Origin of the sequence: Ochrobactrum chromiisoli, from assembly GCF_026241335.1 — a bacterium.
Classification (GTDB): domain Bacteria; phylum Pseudomonadota; class Alphaproteobacteria; order Rhizobiales; family Rhizobiaceae; genus Brucella; species Brucella chromiisoli.
Map to the genome: position 1 here is coordinate 52,914 of NZ_JAPHAV010000008.1, position 25,657 is coordinate 78,570.

The window sequence follows — 25,657 nt, forward strand, 5'->3', positions numbered from 1 at the left end:
TCCAAATCAACCTAATGCCTGATTTACAAGCGCATATGTGCGGTATTCACTGCCGCTATTGTCTTCGCTCTGCTCAACTGCACGGCACATCGGTATCCCGCCGCCGACATGCACAAGTCCGCGCCCGGTGAGCCAAGGACCGAGATGCGTTGCAATGTTTGTATCAATGCGAACAAATTCACCTGCATGCTGCGCGAGCAGAAAATCAATCAGCGAACGTGCCTCATCGCCGGTCTTTGCAACAACCGGACCAATAACAAGCCCACGCCCAAAAGGGCGAATTCCGGCAAATGCATCGACATCATCTTCTTTACGAAGAACCGCGAATTTCGCGTTTTCTTTCAAAAGCTGCATGATATTTGTGCGATTGTGGCCGGTTGCCAAATGATCAAGCGCAGCCAAACGCGCAAAATCATCGCTTGCAGCCCATGAAATGTTACTCGGTGCAGCAACCTTGAGAGCCAGACCCTGATGCTGAACGATCTCGCCATTTGCCACAAAGCCAAGCTTTTCATAAAGCGGGAGGCCCTCGTGTGTGGCAACAAGCAGACACGTGCGCCCTGTGGCGGCATCGAGTGCTGCCTGCATCAGCTTGCGGCCAAGCCCGCGTCCGCGCATGGCTTCATCAACTATAACCATATTAACCGTTGCAACAGCCTCCCCCAGAGGCGTGGACATTGCCGTACCGACAACACGTCCGTCTTCAAGCGCAACCACGCCATTGCTCAGTGCCAGCACAAATGCCCAATCTTCACGACGATGCGGCCAGCCTGCCTGCTGCGACAAGCCAACGGCCCCATCAAGGTGATCCGGCGTCATCGTTTCAAGAGTGATTTGCGATGCAGTCATGGTTATTTCCGAGTAGCGTTCTTCTTAGGTCCAAATTAGAATAGCGCTTGCAGCAGTTCATCCCGACCAGCGTCGAAATGCCATGTATTTCGACTTTCCTTGGATGCCCGCGCCGCATCTTATGCCGCGACATACACAGAACCACAGCAACAAGCCGCCTTCTGCGCCACCTGAAGATCGTACAGACAAAACTCTCTGCCAAAGCGCACGCCACATACGAAACAATCTGCTTTGCAACAGTGTGAATGCAGTGATTAGTCCATACGCCGCTCATTATGATGTATGAGAACGGCACCGCGGTGCCTGCAAGGCTTGGAAGGATCAAATCATGGCCCAGTTTAGACCCAAATACATCACCTTCGATTGCTACGGCACACTAACCAACTTCCAGATGGCAGAAGCGGCGCGTGATCTTTACGGCAAACAACTTGATGAAGAGCACATGCAAGAGTTCATCAAGAACTTTGCAGCCTATCGCCTTGATGAAATCCTGGGCGACTGGAAGCCTTATAATGAAGTTGTGCACAATGCGATTGAGCGGACCTGCAAGAAGAACAATGTGACGTTCAAGGAGGAAGATGCGCGCACAGTCTATGAACGCGTTCCAACCTGGGGTCCACATCCCGACGTGCCAGCCGGTCTTTCCAAGGTCGCCAAGGAAATCCCGCTCGTCATCCTTTCAAACGCCATGAATGAGCAGATCCACCACAATGTCGAAAAGCTGGGCGCCCCGTTCCACGCGGTTTATACGGCGCAGCAGGCACAGGCCTATAAGCCCCGCTTCAAGGCATTCGAATATATGCTCGACCAGCTCAATGCCAATCCGGAAGACATTTTGCACGTCTCGTCGTCATTCCGTTACGATCTGATGTCGGCACATGATCTTGGTATCAAAAACAAGGTCTGGGTCAATCGCGGTCATGAGCCAGCAAATCCTTATTACGGCTATACCGAAATCAAGGGTATTTCCAGCTTGGCCGACGTAATCGGATTATAAACAAGGCTTAGCAAGATGCAATTCAAGCCCTATTGGCACGACACGACTCCGCCTTTCACTCTTGCGGAAAACACCCCACCGGAAGGGCATTATGATGTAGCCATTATTGGTGGCGGCTTCACAGGAATTTCGGCTGCATTGCATCTTGCCAAAGCAGGCAGCCGCGTTGCCGTCTTTGAAACAGGCCTTGTCGGCTCAGGTGCTTCAGGGCGCAATGGGGGGCATCTCAACAATGGTCTCGCGCACAGTTTTATTGCTGCAAAACAACACCTTGGCGCAGAGCGCGCCAAGGCACTCTATAAGGCGTTTGACGATTCCGTCGACACGATTGAACGTATCGTGCGGGAGGAAAATATCGATTGTTCGTTCCGGCGCGCAGGAAAATTGAAACTTGCTTCAAAGCCAGCCCATTTTGATAGCCTTGCGCGTAATTTCGAAGCCATTCACGCGGAAGTTGACCCCGATACAGCGCTGTTGCGCCGCGATCAGCTTATCGGTGAAGTCGGCTCGAATGACTTTCATGGCGCTATGCTTTCAAAGAAAAGCGCCATGATGCATATGGGGCGCTATGTGACAGGTCTGGCGGGCGCGGCAGCGCGTCACGGCGCGATCATTTTCGAAAATACCACTGTTCTTGAACGCCGCAAAATCGAAGGCAAACACCAGATTACAACATCGCGCGGCACGGTGACGGCTGACAACGTCATTGTGGCAACCGGTGCCTATACAACAGATAGCTTCGCCTATTTCCGCAAGCGCATCATACCTGTTGGTAGTTTCATCATTGCGACCCGGCCACTCACGCCAAGTGAAATTGCGGCCACGATGCCCGGCAATCGCACCTATGTGACGTCGATGAATATCGGGAATTATTTCCGTCTTGCACCTGATAATCGCATGATTTTTGGTGGCCGCGCGCGCTTTTCAGCCACTTCCGACCAGCGCTCCGATGGCAAAAGCGGTGCCATTTTGCGTGCAAGCCTCGTCAAAATTTTCCCGCATCTCGCCAATGTAGAAATAGATTATTGCTGGGGCGGGCTGGTTGATATGACACAGGATCGCTATCCTCGTGCAGGTTTTGCCGATGGCGTGTGGTATGCAATGGGCTATTCCGGGCACGGCGCGCAGATGTCTACCCAGATGGGTATTTACCTTGCTGATGCAATCCTTGGCCGGGGCGATAACAATCCAATTTCCGGTCTCGATTGGCCAACCATTCCGGGATATTCGGGCAAGCCATGGTTTCTGCCGATGGTTGGTTTCTATTATAAGATGCTCGATAAATTCCAATAAGTTCAGGATAGGAAAAGGGCGGATAAACCGCCCTTTTAATTTCACAAACCGCCAACATGCAGTGTTTTGATTTCCAAATATTCTTCTATACCAAGCTTTGATCCCTCGCGACCAAGCCCGGACTGTTTAACACCGCCAAACGGTGCAACTTCGGTCGAAATGAGGCCTGTATTGAGGCCAACCATGCCAAACTCCAGCGCTTCCGCGACACGCCATGACCGCTTGAGATTTTCGGTATAGAAATACGCTGCTAGGCCGAAAGGCGTCCCATTGGCAATTTCAATCGCCTGCTCCTCTGTCTCGAAACGGAAAAGCGGCGCGACGGGCCCGAAAGTCTCTTCAGAAGCAAGCAGCATATCGGTCGTGGCGTCGCCCAAAACGATCGGTCGTGCATATTGGCGGCCTTCCGGCATAGTCTCGCTTTGCGCAAGAATTTTTGCCCCACGTTCCAGTGCATCGGCAACATGACGCTCGATTTTTTCAATCGCTGCTTGATTGATCATCGGGCCAATCACCACGCCCTTTTGTGTGCCAACGCCCACTTTCATCCGCGCGACACGGCTTGAAAGTTTGGCCGCAAAAGCATCATAAACACTGGCCTGTACCAGAATGCGGTTTGAGCAAACGCAGGTTTGGCCACCATTGCGGAATTTGGAAGCGATAGCGCCTTCAACCGCCTGATCAAGATCAGCATCATCAAACACAATGAATGGCGCATTGCCGCCCAGTTCAAGGCTCAGACGCTTGATGCTGTCAGCAGCCCCCTTCATCAGAAGCGAGCCAACACGTGTCGAACCAGTGAAGGATATCTTGCGCACGGTTTCATTGGCCATCAGTTCATTGCCGATCTCAGTCGGCATGCCGGTGACAATATTGATGACGCCTGCCGGTATCCCTGCCCGTTCCGCCAACACACCGAGCGCGAGCGCTGAAAACGGCGTAAACTCCGATGGCTTGATGACGACTGTACAACCGGCAGCCAGCGCTGGAGCCACTTTGCGCGTGATCATCGCATTGGGAAAATTCCAAGGTGTAATGATCGCGCAAACGCCGACAGCCTCTTTGAGCACCAGAATACGGCGATCTGCCGTCGGCGAAGGAATACTACCACCATCAATACGACGGGCTTCTTCTGCAAACCACTTCACAAAAGAGGCGCCATAGCGAATTTCGCCAACAGCCTCATTGAGCGGCTTGCCCTGTTCAAGCGTCAAAAGCAGCGCAAGATCCTGCTCATGCTCAATCATCAAATCAAACCAACGTTCCAGCAAAGCTGCACGTTCGGCATGCGTTTTCTTTTTCCATGGCTTGAATGCGGCGTGCGCGGCGTCAATTGCCGCGCGTGTTTCGGATGCCCCCATATCGGGGATCGTACCCAATGTGCCAAGACTTGCGGGATTGGTTACATCGACAGTGGCACCTGACGCCGCATCCTGCCAGACACCACCAATGAGGCCTTGTTGTCTGAAAAGGCTCTGATCTTTTAACATTCTTCTGTTCCCTTTTATCCGAGAGCTGCAAGCACGGCCTGCGTGATCGCCTCCGTCTTATCTTTGCCTGCAACTGTGCCGATACCTTGCGCCGTCGCCAATTCAATCGCCGTCATGACGTCTTTGGCGGCCTGATGCTCGCCGAGATGCTCAAGCATCATCGCTCCTGACCAGATCGCTGCAATTGGATTGGCAATACCAAGATGCGCAATATCGGGTGCTGAACCATGAACCGGCTCAAACATGGAGGGTGCTGTGCGGTCCGGATTGATATTGGCCGAAGCCGCATAGCCAAGACCGCCCTGAATGGAAGCGCCCAAATCGGTCAGAATATCGCCAAAGAGATTGGAGGCCACGATCACATCAAGGCTTTCCGGTGCCATCACCATACGTGCTGCCATAGCATCAATGTGATAATGCGAGACCTCGACATCAGGATATTCTTTGGCGACTTCTTTTGTCACTTCATCCCAGAAAACCATCGAGTATTTCTGCGCATTGGATTTGGTCACCGAAGCCAGCTTCTTGCGGCGCAAACGTGCTTGTTCAAAGCCAAAGCGGATGATCCGCTCAACACCCGCGCGTGTGAAAATCGCAGTTTCGACTGCCACTTCATCTTTCGTACCCGAATGCACGCGTCCGCCAGCACCCGAATATTCGCCTTCCGTGTTTTCGCGGATACACAGAATATCAAAGCCTTCAGAGCGCAGCGGCCCTGTTACGCCTGCAAGGAGACGATGCGGGCGAATATTGGCATATTGCACAAACGCCTTACGGATCGGCAGCAGCAAGCCATGCAAAGAGACAGAATCCGGCACTTCCGCTGGCCAGCCAACAGCACCAAGATAAATCGCGTCGAACTTGCGTAATGTCTCAATGCCATCAGCAGGCATCATCGCGCCAGTTTCATGATAATAGGCGCAAGACCACGGGAAGCTTTTGCCTTCCAGCGTGAAGCCAGTGCGTTTTGCAGCCGCTTGCAAAACCTGCCACGCCGCATCCGTCACATTCTTACCGATACCGTCACCCGGAATAAGTGCAATCGAATAGGTTGTCATTGTTCGCTCCCTTATAAATCGATAAGCACGCTTTTGGATTTACGATTTGCGAGATAGGCTTCACGACCGAGATCCTTGCCAATACCGGAGCTTTTATAGCCGCCGGTTGGCAGGATATGATCGCGCGATCGCCCATAGCGGTTGACCCAGATGGTGCCTGCCTGCAATGCTTTTGTTACGCGGATTGCGCGTGACAGATCACGCGTGAAAAGACCTGCTGCCAGCCCATAAGTCGGATGATCCGCAAGTGCTAAAGCTTCGTCTTCTTCGCCAAATGTCTGGATCGTCAGAACAGGACCAAAAATTTCTTCGGTAACGGCTGGTGAGCTTTCAGTGACACCACGCAAAAGCGTCGGCTCATAAAAATAGCCTTCGCGGTCCATCCGTTTTCCACCGACAACACTTTGTGCGCCAAGCCTGACAGCCTTCTGCACAATCTCGTCAATACGACAAATCTGGCGTTCGGAAATAATGGGCGAATATTGCGTGTTCTCATCCCAGGTCACGCCCGGCTTGATATTGGCCATATGCCGCGCAATCGCTTCACTCAATGCGTCGGCAATTTCCTCTGCAACAATCAGGCGCGAACCGGCCACACAGGCTTGTCCGGCATTGCTGAGAATTCCACGCGTGATGACAGTTGCAGCCAGTTCCAGATCTGCATCGGCAAACACCACCTGCGGACTTTTTCCGCCAAGCTCCAGCGTCATCGGCTTGATGCCGGTGCGCGCAATATTCTCCATAATCGCAGCACCCGCAGCCGTCGATCCGGTGAAGCTGACCTTTGAAATATCAGAATGGCCGGTCATGGCATTGCCAGTGGTTGGTCCATCACCCAGCACGATATTGATAAGCCCTGCCGGAATTCCCGCTTTGACCGCAAGTTCAGCCATATAAAGGGTGGAAAACGGCGTCATTTCAGACGGTTTCAGAACAACGGCATTGCCTGCGGCAAGTGCCGGTCCAAGCTTCCAGCCCGCCATAGAGATCGGAAAATTCCATGGCGTGATTGCGCCGATCACACCATAAGGCTCGCTCAGCGTCATGCCGAATGTGCTCGCGCTTGTCGGCACAACAGCGCTGCCCTCCTTGTCGGCAAATTCAGCAAAGAAACGGATTTGCTCAGCCGTGACAGCAATATCGCCTTCAATAAGCTGTGCAATCGGGCGTGTTGAAGAAACGGCTTCCAGACGTGCAAGCGTCAGTGCTTCCTGTTCAATAAGCTCAGCCCAGCGATGCATCGCATTAAGGCGCTCGCGTGGGCGAGCATCGGCCCAACCACTCGTTTTCAATGCAGCCTTGGCGGCCTGAACTGCCCGATCAACCACCCCTTCATCGGCGATAGGACAATCCCCGTAAGCTCTACCGTCAGAAGGCCGGCGCATTTCCATCCCGCCGGAAACATCGATACGCTCTCCGCCGATATAATGGTAAAACGGGAGTTCAAGCGCTTCGGGATTAAAGCTTAAAGTCATCGCGCACCTCGCACTTTCTTTGCTTAAGACCTTAGTGCCGCTGACGCCGCATTTTCGATCAAGAAATGCCCGCCCGACGGCTTTTATGCGCGTCAAGCGGGTTTTATGCGGCGGATTATTCTGGCTTACTCGTAAACGCAGAGGTAAATTTTGCGCACCGTTTCAATCGTGCGCCAGACACCGACAAAACCCGGCTTCATGACAAAGCTGTCGCCTGCGCGATATGTCTTGGTTTCACCACCCTTTTCCTCAATCTCGACGAGACCGGAAAGGATGTGGCAGAACTCCAGTGTCGTCCCCTTAATGGAATGCGTTTCGCCCGGCGTTGCTTCCCAGACTCCCGTCAGAACCTTATCATTTTTGGAAGCATCCTGTGCCCATGTCTTGAATTCAGGAGAACCCGAAATAAGACGATCCGGCGTTGGCAACGCTTCTTTCGGTACAAAGTCGGGATTTGGATCAATGGTAATCAGAAGCGACATGGAATTCCCCTTTTAGATTAATAACCAAGTGTGCGATCGATCAGGCCGATCAGTTTTTCCCCGGCGAGATAACGCTGGATGTTCTCAATGACGGATTTTGCAGCCGTGTGCGGCTGCGTGACGGAAGCGATATGTGGCGTAATGAGCACTTTCGGATGGGACCAAAGCGGATGCCCCACAGGCAGCGGCTCAGGATCGGTTACGTCACACATTGCCGCTGCAAGATGTCCGCTATCCAAGGCTTGGATCAGTGCATTTTGATCGAGCTGCGGCCCTCGTCCTGTATGCAGCAAGCGCGCCCCCTTTGGCAGCAACGCAAACAGATCAGCATTCAGGATACCGCGTGTTTCATAGGTCAGCGGCAGCAGGCATATGAGAATATCTGTTTGCCCCAGAAAGGGCGCAAACTGTTCTTCACCATAAAAACACGCAACACCTTCAATGTCTTTTTTGCTCCGGCTCCAGCCTGAAATCGGAAACTGAAACGGTAGCAGCCGTTCAATAGCTGCCTGTGCAAGCATGCCAAGCCCCAGAAAGCCTATGCGGCGCTCACTGGCCTGCACGATCGAAAGTGCGCGCCAGTCTTCATTTTTCTGCTGTTGACGATAGGCGATGGCTTCACGATGCAAGGTCAGCACGCCAAGCGTCACATATTCCTGCATCATGCGAACAATGCCGTCCTCAACCATGCGCACAAGCTTGACATGCGCGGGAACAGTTCCCGGCTTGAACTGATCGACACCAGCACCAATTGAAAAAAGAATTTCCAGATTGCGGTAGCGCGCTATGTCATCTGGCGCTACCCAACTGATAAGATAGCGGATTTTGTCAGGATCGACATCTTCTCCCGCCTGATAAAACGCGATATCCGGCAGCGCCTGAACAAAAGCGTCGCGAAAAACAGCGCCGCGCGCGGCATCCGAATTAAAGAGAAACGCCATACGATTCTGCCGCCAACTTGGGTTATATGATCAAGCGCGCGCCAAGATCGTCGATCATTTTCTGACACGCATGAAGTTCATTGATTTCGATATATTCGTTGGGGCGATGCGCGCGGCCAATATCACCAGGACCGCAGATAATCGCATCAATACCCGCTTGCTGAAAAAGCCCGGCTTCTGTGCCATAGCTTACCGCAGCCATTGCTTCCCGCCCCGTTAGTTCCACCATCAATTGTGAAAGTGCGCTTTCGTCAGACAGCGACAAGGCAGGATAAGAACTCAGCTCATGCCAATGCACTTCAAATCCATCGTCGCGCAAAGCGAGCAATTGCTTTCTCACCGGCTCAAGCAAAGACAAAGGCGATACACCGGAAATTGCGCGCACCTCGATATCTGCGGTGCAGCGATCCGGGATGATATTGACAGCCTGCCCGCCGGAAACCACGCCAAACTGCAAAGAGGAATAAGACGGCTCGAAATTATGATCGAACGGTCCGTTTTGCAGTGATTGACCATAGACCGCAGCCTGCGCAATGACAGTGGCCATAGCATGAACAGCATTCAACCCCAGATCGGGACGCGACGAGTGCCCTGAACGCCCGATGACTTCAAGTCGCGCAGCAGCCTTGCCTTTATGCGCACGCACAGCCTGCATCCGGCTTGGCTCTCCGATGATCGCACCAAGCGGCTTCGCGCAGAGCTTAGGAAGCTCCGCGAGCATATGCGGTACACCCCGACAGCCTGCCTCTTCATCATAGGAAAATGCCAGGTGAACCGGCCGCTGCAAGGAACTGGACGACAATTTGGGCAAAGCCGCCAAAGCACATGCCAGAAAGCCTTTCATGTCAGTCGTGCCACGACCATAAAGCTTTTCGCCATCCTTATGGAGCTTGAATGGGTCGGTTGACCATTCAGCCTCTCCGGCAGGCACCACATCCATATGACCGGAAAGAATATAGCCCGGCACATCGCGTGGACCGACAGTCATGAACAGGTTCGCCCTGTCACCTTCCGGTCCCGGAAGCATATCAACCTGCGCTCCATGCGCTTTTGCATAGGCACTGATCCAACCGACAATCGGGTCATTGGCGGTGCCCACGACGGAGGGAAACCCGATCAATGCGGCAAGAATTTCTTCGACGTTCATGAATACCACATGCAAGGTTACTCTTCGGATTTTTACCAGCATAAGAGCGCCGCCCAGTGTTCCGTGCCGAATAAGGCGTAGCTTTAAACAAAGATTGCGAATTACCCCTGCCAAGAAGCAAATCCTGCCGCGAGCGCCATGTGATGATGCGGCAAAATACGTCTGCCAGACGGATTGCATTCATTGGCAGGATCAAAAACACTACTTATTGCAGGCTAGGGAATTGGGTTAGGACGCTGATATGCAGAATTCAGTGCGGCTGAAATCGTTTGAACTGATGGCGCAAGACATCGCAAATGTCGATGTCAGCATGCTGCATGCGCTTTCCATGGGCGTCCGCTGGCCGCATCGTCCCAATGACTGGGAGCAACTTCTGCAAACGGGTCGGGGTATCGTGGCCGTTGACGGGATCGGACGCGTGTTCGGAAGTGCGATGTGGTTTCCCTACGGGGACGATTTTGCAACCATTGGGATGGTGATCACATCGCCGCGCGCGCAGGCCCAGGGAAACGGACGCTGGCTTATGGATCAGGTGCTTGAACGTTGCAGCGGTCGAAATCTCAGTCTCAACGCAACCCATGCCGCCTATAGTCTTTACATTTCGCTAGGGTTTAAGAATGAAGCAACCGTCTATCAGTGTCAGGGTGAAACAGCGCTCACGCTTCCCGAAATTCCCTTTGCTGACGGTGACATTGTTCGTCTTTCGGATAGCGAATTTGAAACGCTGGCTCATTTGGACGCTCAGGCTTTCGGCGTCAATCGCGCCGGTTTGTTAAAGCACCTGTCTGACAAAGCAGAAATCTTTGGCTTGAAACGCAATGGCCAACTGGTCGGCTATTCCTTCTGCCGCGAATTCGGTCGGGGCAAAGTTATCGGCCCAATCGTGGCGCGTAACGATGAGGATGCAATCCAGCTCACTGCAATCCATCTGCATAATCTCAGAGGAGCCTTTGCCCGTGTCGATACGCGCGAGAAAACCGGTCCGTTTGCAGATTATCTTGCACAATGTCGGCTTGGTGTTTTCAGCACAGTCACCACAATGTCGAAAGGCAAGCCATTTCTGAACAGAAAGAGTGACACCCCTTGGGTGTATGGGCTTGCAGCCCATTGCTGGGGTTAACAGAAACCTAAACAATTGCCTTTCAGCAAAGCATAATATCGAAGTGCATTTCTTGTGAAAGCTCGTTTGGAACATCATTGTAACAACACAAGAGCTGCCTTCCACCGTCATTTTTCGTGCGCCGCAGTCACCGGCACTGCCATGATACTGCGTCGGGGATACGGTCTCAGCGCTCCACTCATTGCGCCAGCATGAGATCGCCATCACGGAATAATCAATATTTTCCGGTGCTTAAAAGCGCGCACGCGCCCCAACGAAGGGGTCGCAATCATCAAAATCAAACCATTTCTTAACGACTTATTTACTACGTTTGTAAGAAAATGAACTTAGCAAATCATTATGTCGACCTGTTCGTGAATTCGGCCCGTAATTTCGACTGTTTTTGAAAAGTGAATTTCACATGGCAAACACACATCAGGCATCCGGTTCTCGTTCCATCATCGATGAACTCAACGCCCTGCGTGAGCGTCATGCAGCACCCGTTGCCCCAAAACAAAGTGCCTTGGACGAGCTAAGCAACACATTGGCTGAACTTGAAAAACGCCTGGCCAATCTTGGAGAAGCGGCCCCTCGCCCACGCGCCGTTGTGCCCGATAAACGCCCTGATAATCGCATTGAAGGTCTTGCAGAAATTGCAGACCATCTGCGGCGTCTCGAAAGGGAAAAGAGCGAAGCAGGACATTTTGCAAGCCAGCCAGCACCGCGCTTTGCAGAACTGCGCGACGAACCACGCACATCATCGTTGGAACGCAACACACTGCGCCAGATTGACCAGCGTTTGGATGATATCAGTCGCTGCGTCATTGCAGCCAATCAGCACCAGCACTCCAATCACGAAGAAGCAATGCGTCTGGAGCGCATTGAACGCCGCCTTACGGAGCTGGCCCAGCAGCTTGACAGTTCAGACGCCGCACAGAATGCCGATATGCTGTTTCGTCGTCTCGGCGAACTTTCGCAGCGTATTGATGCTTTAAGCCAAGAGGCGCACCTGCCCGAAAATACAATTGAGCAATTGGCACAACAGATCAATCTCCTTGCCCATCAGGTCGGCAAGGTTATGGAAAATCTGAATCAGTCCGATTATGACAGCGTCGATGCGCGACTTGAGGCCATCGGTGAAAAGCTTGCAGTGGTTGAGAAATGGACGCGCGATCCAAACCCTGGCCTTCTGGAAAAGATCGATAACCGCTTTAAGGAATTGACCAAGCGACTGGATGCGCAATATGCAAGCCACTACGCCGATGGCGGTGTTTTGCATACGCTTGAAGGACGGCTCGACGATATATCACAGCAGATTTCACTCAGCCTTCTGCAGACACCACATGTCGACGAATCTTCGTTTGCTGAAAGCGAAGCCATTCGCGGTCTCGAAAACCAGATCGCAAATCTTGCACTCCAGCTTGCCAGACCATCGGCAGAATTTGAAGAATTAAAGCCGCGTCTTGATACAATCGAACATGCTATTGTGAACAACCGCGAAACGGTGCTGGATGCGGCAAGAGAAGCCGCCGAAGCCGCCGTTGCCAGTGTTTTAAAGCACGGTTCGCAGCACGACACCGCGATTGCACTCCAGCTTGCCAACGATATGAAGTCGCTTGAAGCACTCGCGCGCAATGCGGACGAGCGCAATGCCAGGACATTCGACATCGTACATGAGACGCTGGTCAAAGTTGTTGATCGATTGGCTACCCTTGAGCAGCAGATCGTCATCAACGCCGACACGTCGCCCAAGTCCAAGCCCGTTGCAAATCCGTATTCTACAGCAGCAAATGCACTCCCAACGCTTAAAACCAAGCCGGCTGAAAAAGCTGCAACCGATACAGCGCATGGTGAGGAAAAGCTTGCAAAACTGACACCCAAAACACTGGCGCCGCACACGCTTTCACCAAAGACACGGCAGGAACCGGAACTGAGCGCATCACTTGATTCTGTTCAGCCCGATAATGACAGCCTGCTTGATCTGAACACGATCATGAAGCGCGTGCGCGAAGAGCGCAACCAACAGGACGACGCCAAAGCCAAACCAAGCGGCAAAGCCGACCTGATCAGCGTTGCGCGCCGTGCGGCACAGCAAGCTGCCGACGAATCGAGCAAGCTTGAACAAAGCTCCGAAAAAGCAGCAGCAGAAAAGAAGGGATCGATCAGCAGTCTCTTCACCCGTCAGCGCAAGCCGATCCTGATGGCAATGGGTGCGGTGATGATGGCAATCGCTGGTTTGCAGGTGGGTGCTGCTTTTCTTGAAAACAAAGAGCAGGCCGAGCTTGTTGCAAAAACAGCAGCGCCGGAAATCGATAAAGCGACCACAGCTTCCCTCGCCCCTGCTTCTGAGCCTGCGCCAGCAACCATGCAGCCCATGCCGGAAATGGTTGCGCCTGAGACAACGATTGCCAAGCCACAGCAGGAAAGCAATCTTTTAACGCCGCAGGCACCGACCGAACCACAGGAACAGGCTATTCCCGATACGGCTGTAGCTCAGGAACCTGAAGCAACAACGCAAGATGTGCCTGTGGATGCTGGCCCTGCCGCGTTGCGTGAAGCAGCAGCTGCGGGCGATCCACGCGCCTTGTTTGAAATCGGCAATCGCTATGCGGAAGGTCAGGGCGTTACAAAAGACCTGACGCAAGCGGCAAACTGGTTTGAAAAATCGGCTTCAAAAGGCTTTGCCCCTGCGCTTTATCGCCTTGGGAACATGAATGAAAAGGGGCTTGGCATCTCCCGTAATCTCGCCAAAGCCATCGATTTTTATCAGCAGTCAGCACAAGCGGGCAATGCCAGCGCAATGCACAATCTGGCTGTGCTTTATGCTTCGGGTGCCAGCGGCTCGCCGGACAATGCATCGGCTGTACACTGGTTTACCGAAGCGGCAGAACGGGGCGTCAAGGACAGCCAGTATAATCTGGGAATTCTGGCTGCCAAAGGTCTTGGAATGCCGGTTAACCTCGAAGAAAGCTACAAGTGGTTTGCACTTGCGGCAAAAGCTGGAGACAAGGACGCAGCCGACAAGCGTGATCAGATTGGCGCCGCACTGACGCCTGAGAAGCTTGAGCGTGCCAAAGGCACAGTGGAACTCTGGAAGGCGAAGCCACTTAATCCGGACGCCAATTCGCTCGACATACCTGAAGGTTGGTCAGACGAAAAGCCTGTCACAACGGCTTCTGTGGATATGAAAAAAGCTGTTCGCAATATCCAGCTCATCCTGCAAAAAAACGGCTATGATGTTGGCACAGCCGATGGCGTGATGGGGAACAGAACCCGCAACGCGATCGCGGAAATTCAGAAAGCCAATGGGCAGGAGCCGACCGGCGAAGTCAACCAGCAACTCGTGCAGCTCCTGCTCGAAAAGAACAAATAGGCCTCAGTTTTGGGCCCAATGCATAGGATTGGCACTCCACATTGTTGTTCATAAACAACAATGTGCCATTTTCTTCACCCATCATTCAGCAAAGTAACTCTATTCTCAATCGGAGTTTGACTTCCCCTTGGTGAAAGAGCAAGACAATTGAACAGGTTAGAGCGCATCCTGAAAAGTGTTAAACGGGTTTAGGAAAAGATGCGCGTTAAAACAAAAGATTAGAGCGCCGATCTGATTTTATCAGACCGGACACGCTCTAATACAGCTCTTGCGGCATAGCGCGACCGCAAAGTGCTGAATGGTGTGCGTTGTAAAAAACCGGGTTCGGAATTGGGTATTTACCTTCCCATTGCGGAATTGTCGGTCAACATGCTGGTTCTGCTCGGCATGGGCGCAGCCGTGGGCTTTCTATCGGGATTGTTCGGCGTGGGCGGCGGGTTTCTCATCACGCCACTGCTGATCTTTTATAACATCCCGCCCGCTATTGCCGTTGCAACCGGCGCAAATCAGGTTATCGCTTCGTCGGTTTCAGGTGCTCTCGCGCATTTCAAACGGCGAACGCTTGATATAAAACTCGGGCTGTTTCTGGTCGCCGGCGGTATACTGGGATCGCTCCTCGGTATTTTCGTTTTCTCGTGGTTGCGTGATCTCGGACAGCTCGACCTGATCGTTTCGATCCTCTACGTCTTCTTCTTAGGCACAGTCGGCGGATTGATGCTGGTTGAAAGCGTACGCGCGCTGCGCCGCGTGAAAAAGGGACAGGCGGGTGCCATTCGCCGCCCCGGCCAGCACACTTGGATACACAAGCTTCCCTTCAAGATGCGGTTCCGCGCTTCAACAATCTATGTCAGCATCATTCCGGTGCTTGGTATTGGTTTCTTCATCGGCCTTCTGTCATCCGTGATGGGTGTCGGTGGCGGCTTCATCATGGTGCCTGCGCTCATTTATCTGCTGCATGTGCCAACCAATGTGGTTGTCGGTACATCGCTGTTTCAGATTACCTTTGTCACGGCTTTCACCACGGTGATGCAGGCGACGACCAACCAGTCAATCGACATCGTGCTGGCATTCCTGCTGATGCTTGGCGGCGTGATCGGTGCGCAATATGGCGCACGCGCAGGACAGAAGCTGCGTGGCGAACAGTTACGCTTGCTGCTGGCTTTGCTGGTGCTTGCCGTGGGCTTACGCCTTGCTTTCGGCCTGTTCGTACGGCCCGACAATCTGTTCTCGATCTCGATTGCGGATATGTGACATGAGGAAACTCACGCTCATATCAGTTGTGTTATTCAGCTTTGCAGCATTCCCGGCATCTGCGCAGATCAATTCAAGCGGCGATGGAAATACTGTGCCGCAATTGCAAAACCCGGCCGAAGAGACAATTGAGATCGGTCTTTCGACCGAAACAATTGCCATCACTTCTAATTTTGGCGGTACAGACCTTACCATTTTCGGCGCACTCGACAATGCCGACCCAGTGATCCAGCGTCAGGGGCGCTATGACATTATCGTCGTGCTACAAGGCCCATCCCGCGATCTCGTCGTGCGCAAGAAGGAGCGTTATCTCGGTGTCTGGGTCAATGCAGATTCTGAAACATTTCTTGGCGTGCCACTGTCCTATTCGCTCGCTTCGACGCGTAATCTTCAGGACATCGCAGATGACAAGCTATACCGCCAGCTTTCGGTCGGCGTTCGTAATTTTTATCTCAGGCCCGAAGATCCGGCGAGCCTTTCAGGAAATATCCTGACCTTTGGTAATGAACTGCGCGAAATGAAAATCCGCCAAGGCCTTTACAGTCAGCGCATCGGCGGTGTTGAATTTCTCTCCCGCACCCTGTTTCGTGCAACGCTGAACCTTTCTGCCAATGTTCCCGTGGGGCGTCATAAGGCGCGAGCGCTGTTATTTCGCAACGGTGTTTTTCTGCGCGAAGCCAATGCCAGCCTTGAAATTGTGAAAGCCGGTGTGGAGCAGAGCATCTATGATGCAGCGCACAAATACAGCTTCTATTACGGTTTATTTGCCGTGTTTTTAGCTGTCTTCACCGGTTGGGCCGGACGAATTCTTTTCAGAAAAGACTAACCACCGACCAGCGCACTATGCGCAATCGGGTAAATTTTGCCCTGCCCCAGCATATAGGCACGCAAGCTTGCATCAACGAACAGCCCGCGAAACGCGCGATCCAGCACATTGAGCGCGCCCGTATAAGCACCAAATGCAGGCATGATCAGCCTTTCGCCGTCGCTCGCAAAACATGGACGCCGCACCGACCGCCCTCGCCGGATGATCCGTGCTGCCGGATGAAGATGGCCTGCCACCTCGCCTTCTGCCTTTGAGCGCGATGGCTCATGACGGAAACTCAGCGGTCCGATTGCAAGCTCCTCAACGCAATCGCCGGGCAAATCGGCTGGGCGATCAGGGTCATGATTGCCGGTAATCCAGAACCAGTCGCGGCGTTCCATCAACGATTTAAGACGGATCGCATATAACGATGGGAGACGCTCGCTGGCCTTTGCATCGTGAAAACTGTCGCCGAGACTGATAACGGTTCGCGGCTGATAGCGCGCAATGACCGAAGCCAGCATGTCGAGTGTGGCAGCCGTATCATAAGGCGGAATGAGCTGTCCACGCCGGGCAAAAGACGAGCCCTTTTCAAGATGCAAATCCGAAACCACCAGCATATCGAGGTCCGGCAGAAAGAGTGCGCCGCAAGGATCGTAGATCGTCGCAACGCCGCACAATTCCGCATGCGCCAGACTATAAGCCTCACCATTTCCCCAGACTGCTATACTCATTGCGTTGCTTCTCTAATCAGATCATCGGCTGCTTCTTCAAGCAGCATATCATCGCCCTCACCGGCCACGCGCTCGCGCCCGATTTCAAGCATCACAGGCAGCGCCAGCGGAGAAATACGCGCCAGCGGCTTATGCAGCAGATGGCCCTTCACACGCGCCAGCATGTCGCCAAGACGCTTGATGTCGAGAAGCCCGGCTGCCGCATCGGCACGCGTTGCCTGTAGCAAAATATGGTCCGGTTCGTGGGTTCTCAGCACATCATAGATCAGATCAGTCGAAACCGTCACCTGACGGCCCGTTTTCTCCTGCCCCGGATGTCGTCGCTCGATAAGCCCCGAAATCACGGCACAATTGCGGAAGGTGCGCTTCAGGAGATAGCTTTCATCAAGCCATGCTTCGAGATCGTCCCCTAACATGTCTTCATCGAACAGCTGTTTGAGGCTTAATTTGCCAGAACCAATCATCGCACCCATGTCTTTGAGGCCCCAAAGCCCCAGCGAATAATCGGTCGCGACAAAGCCGAGCGGATGCGCACCCATGCGCTCAAGACGGCGGGTCAGCAACATGCCAAGCGTCTGATGCGCCAGCCTGCCCTCAAACGGATAGGCGACCATATAGAAACGCCCGCCTTTGGGGAACGTTTCGATCAGCAACTCGTCTTCTCGCGGCAGAACGGATTTAAACGCCTGCACTTCCAGCCATTCGCGCACCTGTTCCGGCAGGAACTGCCAGCGCGAACGATCCGCCAACATGGCGCGCACCTCAGATGCGAGATAAGTGGAAAGCGGAAATTTTCCACCTGCATAGACGGGAATTTTGGCATCCTGTCCGGCAGCGTTGGAAGCCATGCATTCGTTCTCACGAATGCCTTCAAATCGCAGCACTTTGCCCGCAAATAGGAATGTGTCGCCCGGTGTCAGCGTTTCGAGGAAATATTCTTCAATGCGGCCCAGCACACGACCGCCTCTCGCATTTGCGCCCTTGCCGCCACGCGTAAGCCGGACATTCAACTCCGGCGCTTCGACAATCGTACCAATATTCAGGCGATATTGCTGCGCGATGCGCGGGTTTGAAACCCGCCATGTGCCATCAACAGTCTTGCGGATTTTAGCAAAACGCTCATAGGTCTTGAGCGCATAGCCGCCGGTCGCCACAAAATCGAGAATTTGGTCAAAGGTTTCGCGTGAGAGACTGGAATAAGGTGCTGCACTTCGTACTTCCCGATAAAGCTGGTCGGCGTTGAAGGGCTCGGCACAGGCCATGCCCAGCACATGCTGCGCCAGAACATCCAGCGCGCCATCAATCAGCGGCGGCGTATCCTGCGCGCCAAGATAATTTGCGTCGAGCGCCGCACGGCACTCCAGCACCTCGAAGCGATTGGCAGGCACCAGAATGGCACGGCTCGGCTCATCCATACGGTGATTGGCGCGACCGATCCGCTGCGCAAGTCGACTTGCGCCCTTTGGTGCGCCGACATGAATGACCAGATCGACATCGCCCCAGTCAATGCCTAAATCGAGCGTTGAGGTGGCAACGACAGCGCGCAAAGTATTCGCCGCCATCGCCTGTTCCACCTTGCGGCGCTGGCTGGCATCGAGTGAGCCGTGATGCAGGGCAATCGGCAGCGTGTCCTCGTTGACGCGCCAAAGCTCCTGAAACAGCATCTCCGCCTGACTGCGCGTGTTAACGAACAGCAGCGTCGTGCGATGCGTGCGGACAGCCTCATAAATATCCGGGATCGCATAGTGCGACGAATGCCCCGCCCACGGCACCCGTTCCTCTGAATCGAGAATAGTAATTTCGGGTTTGGCCCCGCCATCAACCGTAACCAGACCGGATTTTGGCTCTGTATCATCCTGCTCGACCAGCCAGCGACGCAACTCGTCAGGTTGCGCCACAGTCGCCGACAAACCGATTGTCTGCATTTGCGGTTGCAGAAGGCGCAGACGCGCAAGCCCCAGCGCAAGCAGATGACCGCGTTTTGAGATAACCAGTGAGTGCAGTTCATCCAGCACCACATAACGCAGACCCTTGAAAAACTGCTCAGCCCCTTTAGAGGCAATAAGCAAAGCCAGTTGCTCCGGCGTAGTGAGCAAAATATCAGGCGGTGCGAGTTTCTGCCGCTGACGCTTATGTGCGGGTGTATCACCCGTCCGGGTCTCAATCGTGATGTCGAGTCCCATTTCCTCGACGGGTATGGTCAGATTTCGATGAATATCGACCGCAAGCGCCTTTAGAGGCGAGATATACAACGTATGCACACCGCGCTTTGCCATACCAGGCTTTTTGCTGCCACTCCGCTCCAGATCGACCAGCGCAGGCAGAAAACCTGCAAGCGTCTTGCCCGCCCCCGTTGGCGCAATCAGCAGTGTCGATTGCCCCTGCTCGGCGCGCGATAGTAATTCAAGCTGATGCGCGCGCGGCGACCAGCCCTTTTGCGCAAACCATTTTATAAAACGGTCTGGCAAGTGAAAGGCAGCGGCCTTAGAAGTGGGTGTCAGGTTCAGTGTCACGCACTCAATCTAGTGCTCACGAGGCGTCTCGCCAAGAGATTTGTTCACTTTTGTTCTCATTTTGTGAGAAGTTCGTTTTGCGCGCTCTTTTCAGCGGGAAGTTACTGACCTATCTAATAAATCATGCGCTATGATCAGTTGCTGCGTTCCACACCCAAAGGTCTCTATTGCCCGCCCGGCGATTTTTACATTGATCCGGTGCGGCCTGTTGATCGCGCGCTGATCACCCACGGACATTCCGATCATGCGCGTGCCGGACATGCTCATGTGCTTGCGACGCAACAGACGCTCGACATCATGGCAATCCGCTATGGTGCAGATTTCGCAGGCAGCACACAATCGGCCGATTTAGGCGCAGTGCTAAATGTAAACGGCGTCACCGTCAGCTTTCATCCGGCAGGCCATGTGCTTGGCTCCGCACAAATTGCAGTTGAAAAAGATGGCACGCGCATTGTCGCTTCAGGCGATTATAAACGTGCCGCCGATCCAACCTGCGCGCCCTTTGAGCCTGTTACCTGTGATGTTTTTATCACCGAAGCGACCTTTGCACTGCCCGTATTTCGCCATCCCGAAGCGGCGCATGAAATTGCAACTTTGCGGAAATCACTCACACAATTTCCTGAACGCGCGCATCTGGTGGGGGCATATTCGCTTGGCAAAGCGCAGCGCGTTATAAAACTCATTCGCGATGCGGGTTATGACGAGCCAATCTATATTCACGGCAGCCTGCAAAAGCTCTGCGATTATTATCGCACACAAGAGATCGATCTTGGTCGGTTGGAACCTGCAACGCTCGAACGTGGTGAAGCTGCGCCCGATTTTGCTGGCAAGATCGTCGTCGGCCCACCCTCCGCATTTGCCGATCGCTGGGCACGACGTTTCCCCGATCCACTACCCGCCTTTGCATCGGGCTGGATGCGTATCCGCCAGCGCGCAAAGCAACGCGGTGTCGAACTGCCACTCATCATATCTGATCACTGTGACTGGGACGAGCTGACCACAACCATCAGCGAGATAAAACCTGCGGAAGTCTGGGTGACACATGGGCGTGAAGAAGCGCTGGTGCGCTGGTGCGAGCTGCAAAATATCCCAGCGCGCCCGCTCCATCTTATCGGCTACGAAGATGAGGGCGATTGATGCGTGCTTTCGCTGAACTTCTCGACCGCCTTGTCCTCACACCCCAGCGCAATGGCAAATTGCGACTGCTGATCGATTATTTCCGCACCACACCTGATCCTGATCGTGGCCTTGCACTTTCAGCCATCACCCGCGATCTGGAATTGCAAAGCGTCAAGCCTGCTATGCTGCGCGCACTGATTACCGAGCGCACGGACCCTACGCTTTTTGCTTATTCCTATGATTATGTCGGCGATCTTGCCGAAACGATTTCGCTGATCTGGCCCGGTCCGCGAGAAACGCCTGCGGGTGCCAACCTGCCGCTCAGCGTTGTCGTGCATGAGTTGCAAAACGCCTCACGCCGTGAGGGGCCGCAGCTTGTGGCTGGCTGGCTCGATCTGCTTGGCATATCAGAGCGTTATGCGCTTTTGAAGCTAGTGACCGGGGGCTTGCGCATCGGCGTTTCCGCCCGTCTTGCCAAGCAGGCACTGGCAGATTTTGGCGGTGTGGATGTGGTGGAAATCGAAGAACTCTGGCACGGACAGACGCCGCCCTTCACGGCACTTTTTGCATGGCTTGAGGGTCATGGCCCAAAGCCTGCCGCCACTGCCGACGCACCATTCCGACCCGTCATGCTGGCAACGGCGCTGGATGAGGTCGAAATTCCCTCGCTTGATCCATCTGCCTATAGCGCCGAATGGAAATGGGATGGAATTCGCGTGCAGGCCGTTGCAGAAAACGGTGTGCGGCGGCTTTATTCGCGCACCGGCGACGATATTTCTTCCGCCTTTCCCGATGTGCTGGAGGCCATGGATTTCGAAGGCTCTATTGATGGCGAATTGCTTGTTGGCCACCATGGCGAAACGGGTCTAGAAACTGCGACATTTTCCGATTTACAGCAGCGGCTTAATCGCAAAACGGTGACAGCCAAACAATTGCGCGAATATCCGGCCTTCATCCGTGCCTATGATCTTTTGCACGAGGGCACGCAGCAATCTGGTGAAGATCTGCGCGCACTGCCCTTCTCAGAACGACGCGCGCGGCTCACTCAATTCGTTGAAAAGCTTGATAAACGACGCTTTGATCTGTCGCCGGTCCTTCAATTTTCGAACTTTGATGAACTCGCGAAATTGCGTCTTAATCCACCGCATCCGGTGATCGAAGGGCTTATGCTCAAACGGCATGACAGCGCCTATGTGCCGGGACGCCCAAAGGGCCCATGGTTCAAATGGAAGCGCGATCCATTCACAGTCGATGCTGTTGTGGTCTATGCACAGCGTGGGCATGGCAAGCGCTCAAGCTATTATTCAGATTTCACCTTCGCCGTGTGGACAGGACCGGAAGAAAATCCCGCTCTCGTCCCGGTCGGAAAAGCCTATTTCGGTTTCACCGATGAGGAGCTAAAACTTCTCGACAAATTTGTGCGCGAAAACACGCTTGAGCGCTTTGGTCCGGTGCGGTCCGTTCGGGCCGAGCCCGATCATGGATTGGTGGTGGAAGTTGCCTTTGAAGGCCTCAACCGCTCCAGCCGTCACAAGTCTGGTGTCGCCATGCGCTTTCCGCGCTTTTCTCGGCTGCGCTGGGACAAGCCGCCGCGCGAAGCGGATCGGCTTGAAACGCTGGAAAAACTGTTAAGCTGATTACTCAACAGCCGTTGTGACGCGGATAGCAAAAATATCAACAGGCTTGCCTGCGCCACTGAGATCGGAATTGATGGTAATCTTGCCTGCGCGACCACCGGCCTCAGCCTTCGCAAAATCCTGGTCGAACAGAAAGTCGCTCACAGAATCCCGAACGTCATAGCGTCGGCGTCCGCAATCGCCGAGACCCGCGAAATCACAATTGACCGACATTTGTGTTGGCTTGCCATCTTCACTGCGGGCAACAATGTCAAACGTTGCCTTCTTGCCTGCAAGCTGGCTGAGCACGCCCTCGCCCACATCAAACGTCACGCTGTCATTTGGGCCCTTCGACTGAAGCCGCGCAAAGCTGTTCGTGCCTTCGCGCATGATTTCAGCCGTGGCACCGCCCTGCACTGACATCCGCGTTGCATCGGCGGGTGTAAAAATATTGATCCAGGTGCGTCCTTCCGGATCTTCACCTTCCTTGATCGGAGCCATACGATTGTCTGTCAGAAGCGGGCTTGAACTGCCGCCGCGTGTGAAATCGGCAAAGCTGTTATAGAGCGAAAAGCCGATCAGTCCCAGCACAACGATGACCAGCACTGGAACACCGAAACTCAAAAACGGCGAACGCCGCTTTTTCTTGCGGTCTTTGCGCGAAACACCCGCTTCATAACCAAGATCGGCCGATGCACGCTTGTTCTTTTTGGATGCCGAACGAATGTCCGCAGTATCGAGCGCGGGACCAGCGTCAAAAGCGCCTCCATCCAACACAGGGTCGGCGGAATAAGGCGAGTCCAGCGTTGGCTCGCGCATAGCACTGGCCGCCTGAGAAGACTTAAACTCGGCTTCTATTTCCGAGATCGCATTTTTCACCTTCTGACGACGCTGCTGCCTCTGCTCTTCGCTAAGCGCTGAATTGGACACCAGCGCGCGCTCATGCGCGCCCCAGGCCGCTTCGTAGATACGCTGACGGGTGGCAGGGTTATGTGCATCCGACTTTGCGAATGCATTTCTGATTGCGCGTTCGATACTTTCCAAAGGGCCGTTCTTCCTGGGTTCTCATATTCCGAGTTTGCGTATTCTACCTGAGTCCTTAGATACGGTAATATTAGATAAGCCTCAGCGAAATTAACGTCTGAATCAAGGCATTTACCTGTTCTGAACCCATTTTGGCTACCCGCAACACCTGTCAAAGATACCAATTCTTAACTTTAAGACGTATTTTCCCCCAACCTTTGGTGGAAAAACCACCATTTCACGCCTTATGCAGCCCTTTATATCCATTCAAATTTTCATGTTGTGGTTGGCGAAAGCCATGTTAAAACTATTACGTTTACGCAAACGTCAATTTTTGGAGGATAAAATGGCATTGCCGGATATTTTGAAAAACAGGCTGCGCATTCCCGTGGTCGGAGCGCCACTGTTTATCATCTCAAATCCGGCTTTAGTGCTGGCGCAATGCAAGGCAGGTATTGTCGGTTCTTTTCCCGCGCTCAATGCACGGCCCGAAGCCCAGCTTGATGATTGGCTGGCCGAGATTACCGAAAATCTTGCCGCTCATGATGCGGCAACCCCGCATCGCCCTGCCGCACCTTTTGCGGTTAACCAAATTGTCCACCGCTCCAACAAACGGCTTGAACACGACATTGGCCTCTGCGTGAAATACAAAGTCCCCATCGTTATTTCATCACTGGGTGCTGTGCCGGAAGTAAATGATGCAATTCACTCCTATGGCGGCATCGTTCTCCATGACGTTATCAACAATCGTCATGCCAATTCCGCCATCCGCAAAGGTGCAGATGGCCTTATAGCTGTTGCAGCAGGTGCTGGCGGCCACGCAGGGGCGCTCTCGCCTTTCGCACTCATCCAGGAAATCCGCGAATGGTTTGACGGACCGCTGCTGCTTTCCGGCGCAATCGCCAATGGTGGCGCAATTCTCGCTGCACAGGCCATGGGCGCAGACCTTGCCTATATCGGCTCTCCCTTTATTGCGACCACAGAGTCCCGCGCTTCTGATGGCTATAAACAGATGATTGTCGATTCAAACTCTTCAGACATCGTTTATTCGAACTATTTCACAGGTATTTCAGGCAATTATCTTAAACCATCCATAGCGGGCTCCGGCCTTGATCCGGATCATCTTCCCGAAGCAGATCCATCGAAAATGGACTTCGAAAAGGCCCAGCAGGAAGGTGCAAAAGCGTGGAAAGATATCTGGGGGTGCGGACAGGGAATTGGTGCTGTGAAAGAGATTACGCCTGCAGGTAAGCTTGTTGACAAACTTGAACATGAATATATTGCAGCGCGTGCTCGCATTTGCACGAACGGATAATAGCACTCATTTTAACGTTATAAGGCAAGGTCTGAGACAAACATCAAGATTGCACGTTTTGGGCCTTGCTTTCCTTTACGGTTTTGGTTATCAGCGCAGCGTTCGATTTGAAAACAATCGATACTCCCACCGGAGTTAGGAACCCTTGTTCCTTGCCGCTTTAGCTCAGTTGGTAGAGCACATCATTCGTAATGATGGGGTCAGCAGTTCGAGTCTGCTAAGCGGCACCATTTTTCACAGAAAATTCAACTACTTAGATTTTCGTGTCTAGTGCGCGCCGGTAGCCACCGGGTAGCCACCAGTTGAGAAGCGAAAAGAAACGCATTATGTCACCAAATCGGCCCCGCCCGGCATTTGGTCAGGCGGGGCTTTGTTATCCTCGTGCTTGGTCAACCGGCGGTCGGTAGCAGCTGATTCAAGTTAGTTCACGTTCAGAGTGCCAATGCTGATGACAATATCTGACAAAGGCTCAGCCGTGTCGCCAATGGTTTCAAGATATGCTTGAGCGACATCGTCGGGCGTGAGCGCACCTTCGACCTTGAGCGATTCGACGTCGACTTTAAGATTGTCAGACTGTTCAGCCGCCCCGCTGGCAATATCATCGCGCCAGCTTTTGACAGTTTCATCGAACGTGTCGCCGAGGTGCTTGCGCGGGTCGAACACGTTAAAGCCAATAAGCTTTACGACATCCCGTCCGATCGCTTCATAATCGACTTCCGCCGGTTCCATATGCACTTCATCATCCTTGACGGCGAATGGCTGCTTGACCGACTCCGCTTCAAAGAAGACCTTGCCATCCACAAAGCCAATTTTTGACTGAAAGGTTGGATGGTGCGCTTTGAGCATCATAAGTTCACCCAGTAGAGACGCTTGTTCTTTCGACATGATAGTGGACTTCCCCTTCAAAAATGGAGGGCTTCTGTTAGACAAGACTGGACTTGCCCTGATTTAGTGGAGGGGTTCGGACACTAGGATGAGGACCTGTTACTCAGAGTCGACAGGCACGCCCTCTCGACGGGTTCTCCGCAAATCAGCCGATAGCCGGTGCGGCCGCGACAGTGCTCTCGGCCTTCGGAA

The 25,657-nt window shown here is 53.5% G+C and carries 20 protein-coding genes and 1 tRNA gene; 10 read left to right on the forward strand and 11 right to left on the reverse strand.

The features are described from left to right. Nucleotides 1-6 precede the first annotated feature (6 nt). The gene (locus OPR82_RS15155) at nucleotides 7-849 is read right to left on the reverse strand and encodes a GNAT family N-acetyltransferase (RefSeq protein WP_265985761.1); all 843 of its coding nucleotides are present in this window, start codon (nucleotides 847-849) and stop codon (nucleotides 7-9) included. Between the two features lie 328 nt (nucleotides 850-1,177). Between OPR82_RS15155 and OPR82_RS15160 the strand changes: the two genes are divergently transcribed. Together OPR82_RS15160 and OPR82_RS15165 are read left to right on the forward strand one after the other, a co-directional pair. Continuing rightward, complete coding sequence (locus OPR82_RS15160; RefSeq protein WP_265985762.1) at nucleotides 1,178-1,846, forward strand: haloacid dehalogenase type II; 669 nt, start codon at nucleotides 1,178-1,180, stop codon at nucleotides 1,844-1,846. A gap of 15 nt (nucleotides 1,847-1,861) precedes the next feature. Further along, nucleotides 1,862-3,139 carry an NAD(P)/FAD-dependent oxidoreductase gene (locus OPR82_RS15165; RefSeq protein ID WP_265985763.1) on the forward strand — a complete coding sequence of 426 codons (1,278 nt, stop codon included), beginning with the start codon at nucleotides 1,862-1,864 and terminating at the stop codon, nucleotides 3,137-3,139. Between the two features lie 41 nt (nucleotides 3,140-3,180). On the opposite strand, the gene OPR82_RS15170 is transcribed toward OPR82_RS15165, so the two are convergent. From OPR82_RS15170 to argE, 6 genes are all read right to left on the reverse strand, one after another. Then, nucleotides 3,181-4,629, reverse strand: coding sequence for an NAD-dependent succinate-semialdehyde dehydrogenase (locus OPR82_RS15170; protein ID WP_265985764.1), 1,449 nt, complete (start codon nucleotides 4,627-4,629; stop codon nucleotides 3,181-3,183). 14 nt (nucleotides 4,630-4,643) lie between these two features. Then, a complete protein-coding gene (locus tag OPR82_RS15175) occupies nucleotides 4,644-5,687 on the reverse strand; it encodes a tartrate dehydrogenase (RefSeq protein WP_265985765.1) in 1,044 nt (347 codons plus the stop codon). A gap of 11 nt (nucleotides 5,688-5,698) precedes the next feature. Further along, nucleotides 5,699-7,162: an aldehyde dehydrogenase family protein gene (locus OPR82_RS15180; protein ID WP_265985766.1), complete on the reverse strand. Its 1,464-nt coding sequence runs from the start codon at nucleotides 7,160-7,162 to the stop codon at nucleotides 5,699-5,701. Between the two features lie 125 nt (nucleotides 7,163-7,287). After that, a complete protein-coding gene (locus OPR82_RS15185) occupies nucleotides 7,288-7,644 on the reverse strand; it encodes a cupin domain-containing protein (RefSeq protein WP_265985767.1) in 357 nt (118 codons plus the stop codon). Between the two features lie 17 nt (nucleotides 7,645-7,661). Continuing rightward, complete coding sequence (locus OPR82_RS15190; RefSeq protein WP_265985768.1) at nucleotides 7,662-8,585, reverse strand: 2-hydroxyacid dehydrogenase; 924 nt, start codon at nucleotides 8,583-8,585, stop codon at nucleotides 7,662-7,664. A 22-nt stretch (nucleotides 8,586-8,607) separates the two neighbouring features. Next, the gene (argE, locus tag OPR82_RS15195; protein ID WP_265985769.1) at nucleotides 8,608-9,732 is read right to left on the reverse strand and encodes an acetylornithine deacetylase; all 1,125 of its coding nucleotides are present in this window, start codon (nucleotides 9,730-9,732) and stop codon (nucleotides 8,608-8,610) included. Between the two features lie 241 nt (nucleotides 9,733-9,973). On the opposite strand from argE, the gene OPR82_RS15200 reads away from it, so the two are divergent. From OPR82_RS15200 to OPR82_RS15215, 4 genes are all read left to right on the forward strand, one after another. After that, the gene (locus OPR82_RS15200) at nucleotides 9,974-10,852 is read left to right on the forward strand and encodes a GNAT family N-acetyltransferase (protein ID WP_265985771.1); all 879 of its coding nucleotides are present in this window, start codon (nucleotides 9,974-9,976) and stop codon (nucleotides 10,850-10,852) included. 400 nt (nucleotides 10,853-11,252) lie between these two features. Next, complete coding sequence (locus OPR82_RS15205) at nucleotides 11,253-14,204, forward strand: peptidoglycan-binding protein (protein WP_396998422.1); 2,952 nt, start codon at nucleotides 11,253-11,255, stop codon at nucleotides 14,202-14,204. A gap of 369 nt (nucleotides 14,205-14,573) precedes the next feature. Beyond that, on the forward strand, nucleotides 14,574-15,455 hold the full coding sequence (locus tag OPR82_RS15210) for a sulfite exporter TauE/SafE family protein (RefSeq protein ID WP_396998447.1): 882 nt from the start codon (nucleotides 14,574-14,576) through the stop codon (nucleotides 15,453-15,455). A 1-nt stretch (nucleotide 15,456) separates the two neighbouring features. Beyond that, on the forward strand, nucleotides 15,457-16,281 hold the full coding sequence (locus OPR82_RS15215; protein WP_265985774.1) for a TIGR02186 family protein: 825 nt from the start codon (nucleotides 15,457-15,459) through the stop codon (nucleotides 16,279-16,281). On the opposite strand, the gene pdeM is transcribed toward OPR82_RS15215, so the two are convergent. Further along, nucleotides 16,278-16,994: a ligase-associated DNA damage response endonuclease PdeM gene (pdeM, locus tag OPR82_RS15220; protein WP_265985775.1), complete on the reverse strand. Its 717-nt coding sequence runs from the start codon at nucleotides 16,992-16,994 to the stop codon at nucleotides 16,278-16,280. The two genes, OPR82_RS15215 and pdeM, sit on opposite strands and share 4 nt — an antisense overlap. Next, complete coding sequence (locus tag OPR82_RS15225) at nucleotides 16,991-19,507, reverse strand: ligase-associated DNA damage response DEXH box helicase (RefSeq protein WP_265985776.1); 2,517 nt, start codon at nucleotides 19,505-19,507, stop codon at nucleotides 16,991-16,993. The genes pdeM and OPR82_RS15225 overlap by 4 nt, the downstream gene beginning before the upstream one ends. A 123-nt stretch (nucleotides 19,508-19,630) precedes the next feature. Here OPR82_RS15225 and OPR82_RS15230 point away from each other — a divergent pair, with 123 nt between their 5' ends. Together OPR82_RS15230 and OPR82_RS15235 are read left to right on the forward strand one after the other, a co-directional pair. Continuing rightward, on the forward strand, nucleotides 19,631-20,644 hold the full coding sequence (locus OPR82_RS15230; RefSeq protein WP_265985777.1) for a ligase-associated DNA damage response exonuclease: 1,014 nt from the start codon (nucleotides 19,631-19,633) through the stop codon (nucleotides 20,642-20,644). Then, a complete protein-coding gene (locus OPR82_RS15235; RefSeq protein WP_265985778.1) occupies nucleotides 20,644-22,263 on the forward strand; it encodes a cisplatin damage response ATP-dependent DNA ligase in 1,620 nt (539 codons plus the stop codon). The genes OPR82_RS15230 and OPR82_RS15235 overlap by 1 nt, the downstream gene beginning before the upstream one ends. On the opposite strand, the gene OPR82_RS15240 is transcribed toward OPR82_RS15235, so the two are convergent. Continuing rightward, nucleotides 22,264-23,286 carry a hypothetical protein gene (locus OPR82_RS15240; protein WP_265985779.1) on the reverse strand — a complete coding sequence of 341 codons (1,023 nt, stop codon included), beginning with the start codon at nucleotides 23,284-23,286 and terminating at the stop codon, nucleotides 22,264-22,266. A gap of 325 nt (nucleotides 23,287-23,611) precedes the next feature. Between OPR82_RS15240 and OPR82_RS15245 the strand changes: the two genes are divergently transcribed. Together OPR82_RS15245 and OPR82_RS15250 are read left to right on the forward strand one after the other, a co-directional pair. After that, a complete protein-coding gene (locus OPR82_RS15245) occupies nucleotides 23,612-24,580 on the forward strand; it encodes an NAD(P)H-dependent flavin oxidoreductase (protein ID WP_265985780.1) in 969 nt (322 codons plus the stop codon). Between the two features lie 154 nt (nucleotides 24,581-24,734). Beyond that, nucleotides 24,735-24,810, forward strand: a tRNA-Thr gene (locus OPR82_RS15250). Nucleotides 24,811-25,000: 190 nt separating this feature from the next. Here the strand turns inward: OPR82_RS15250 and OPR82_RS15255 are convergent. Continuing rightward, nucleotides 25,001-25,465: a hypothetical protein gene (locus OPR82_RS15255; protein WP_265985781.1), complete on the reverse strand. Its 465-nt coding sequence runs from the start codon at nucleotides 25,463-25,465 to the stop codon at nucleotides 25,001-25,003. Nucleotides 25,466-25,657: the final 192 nt, after the last annotated feature.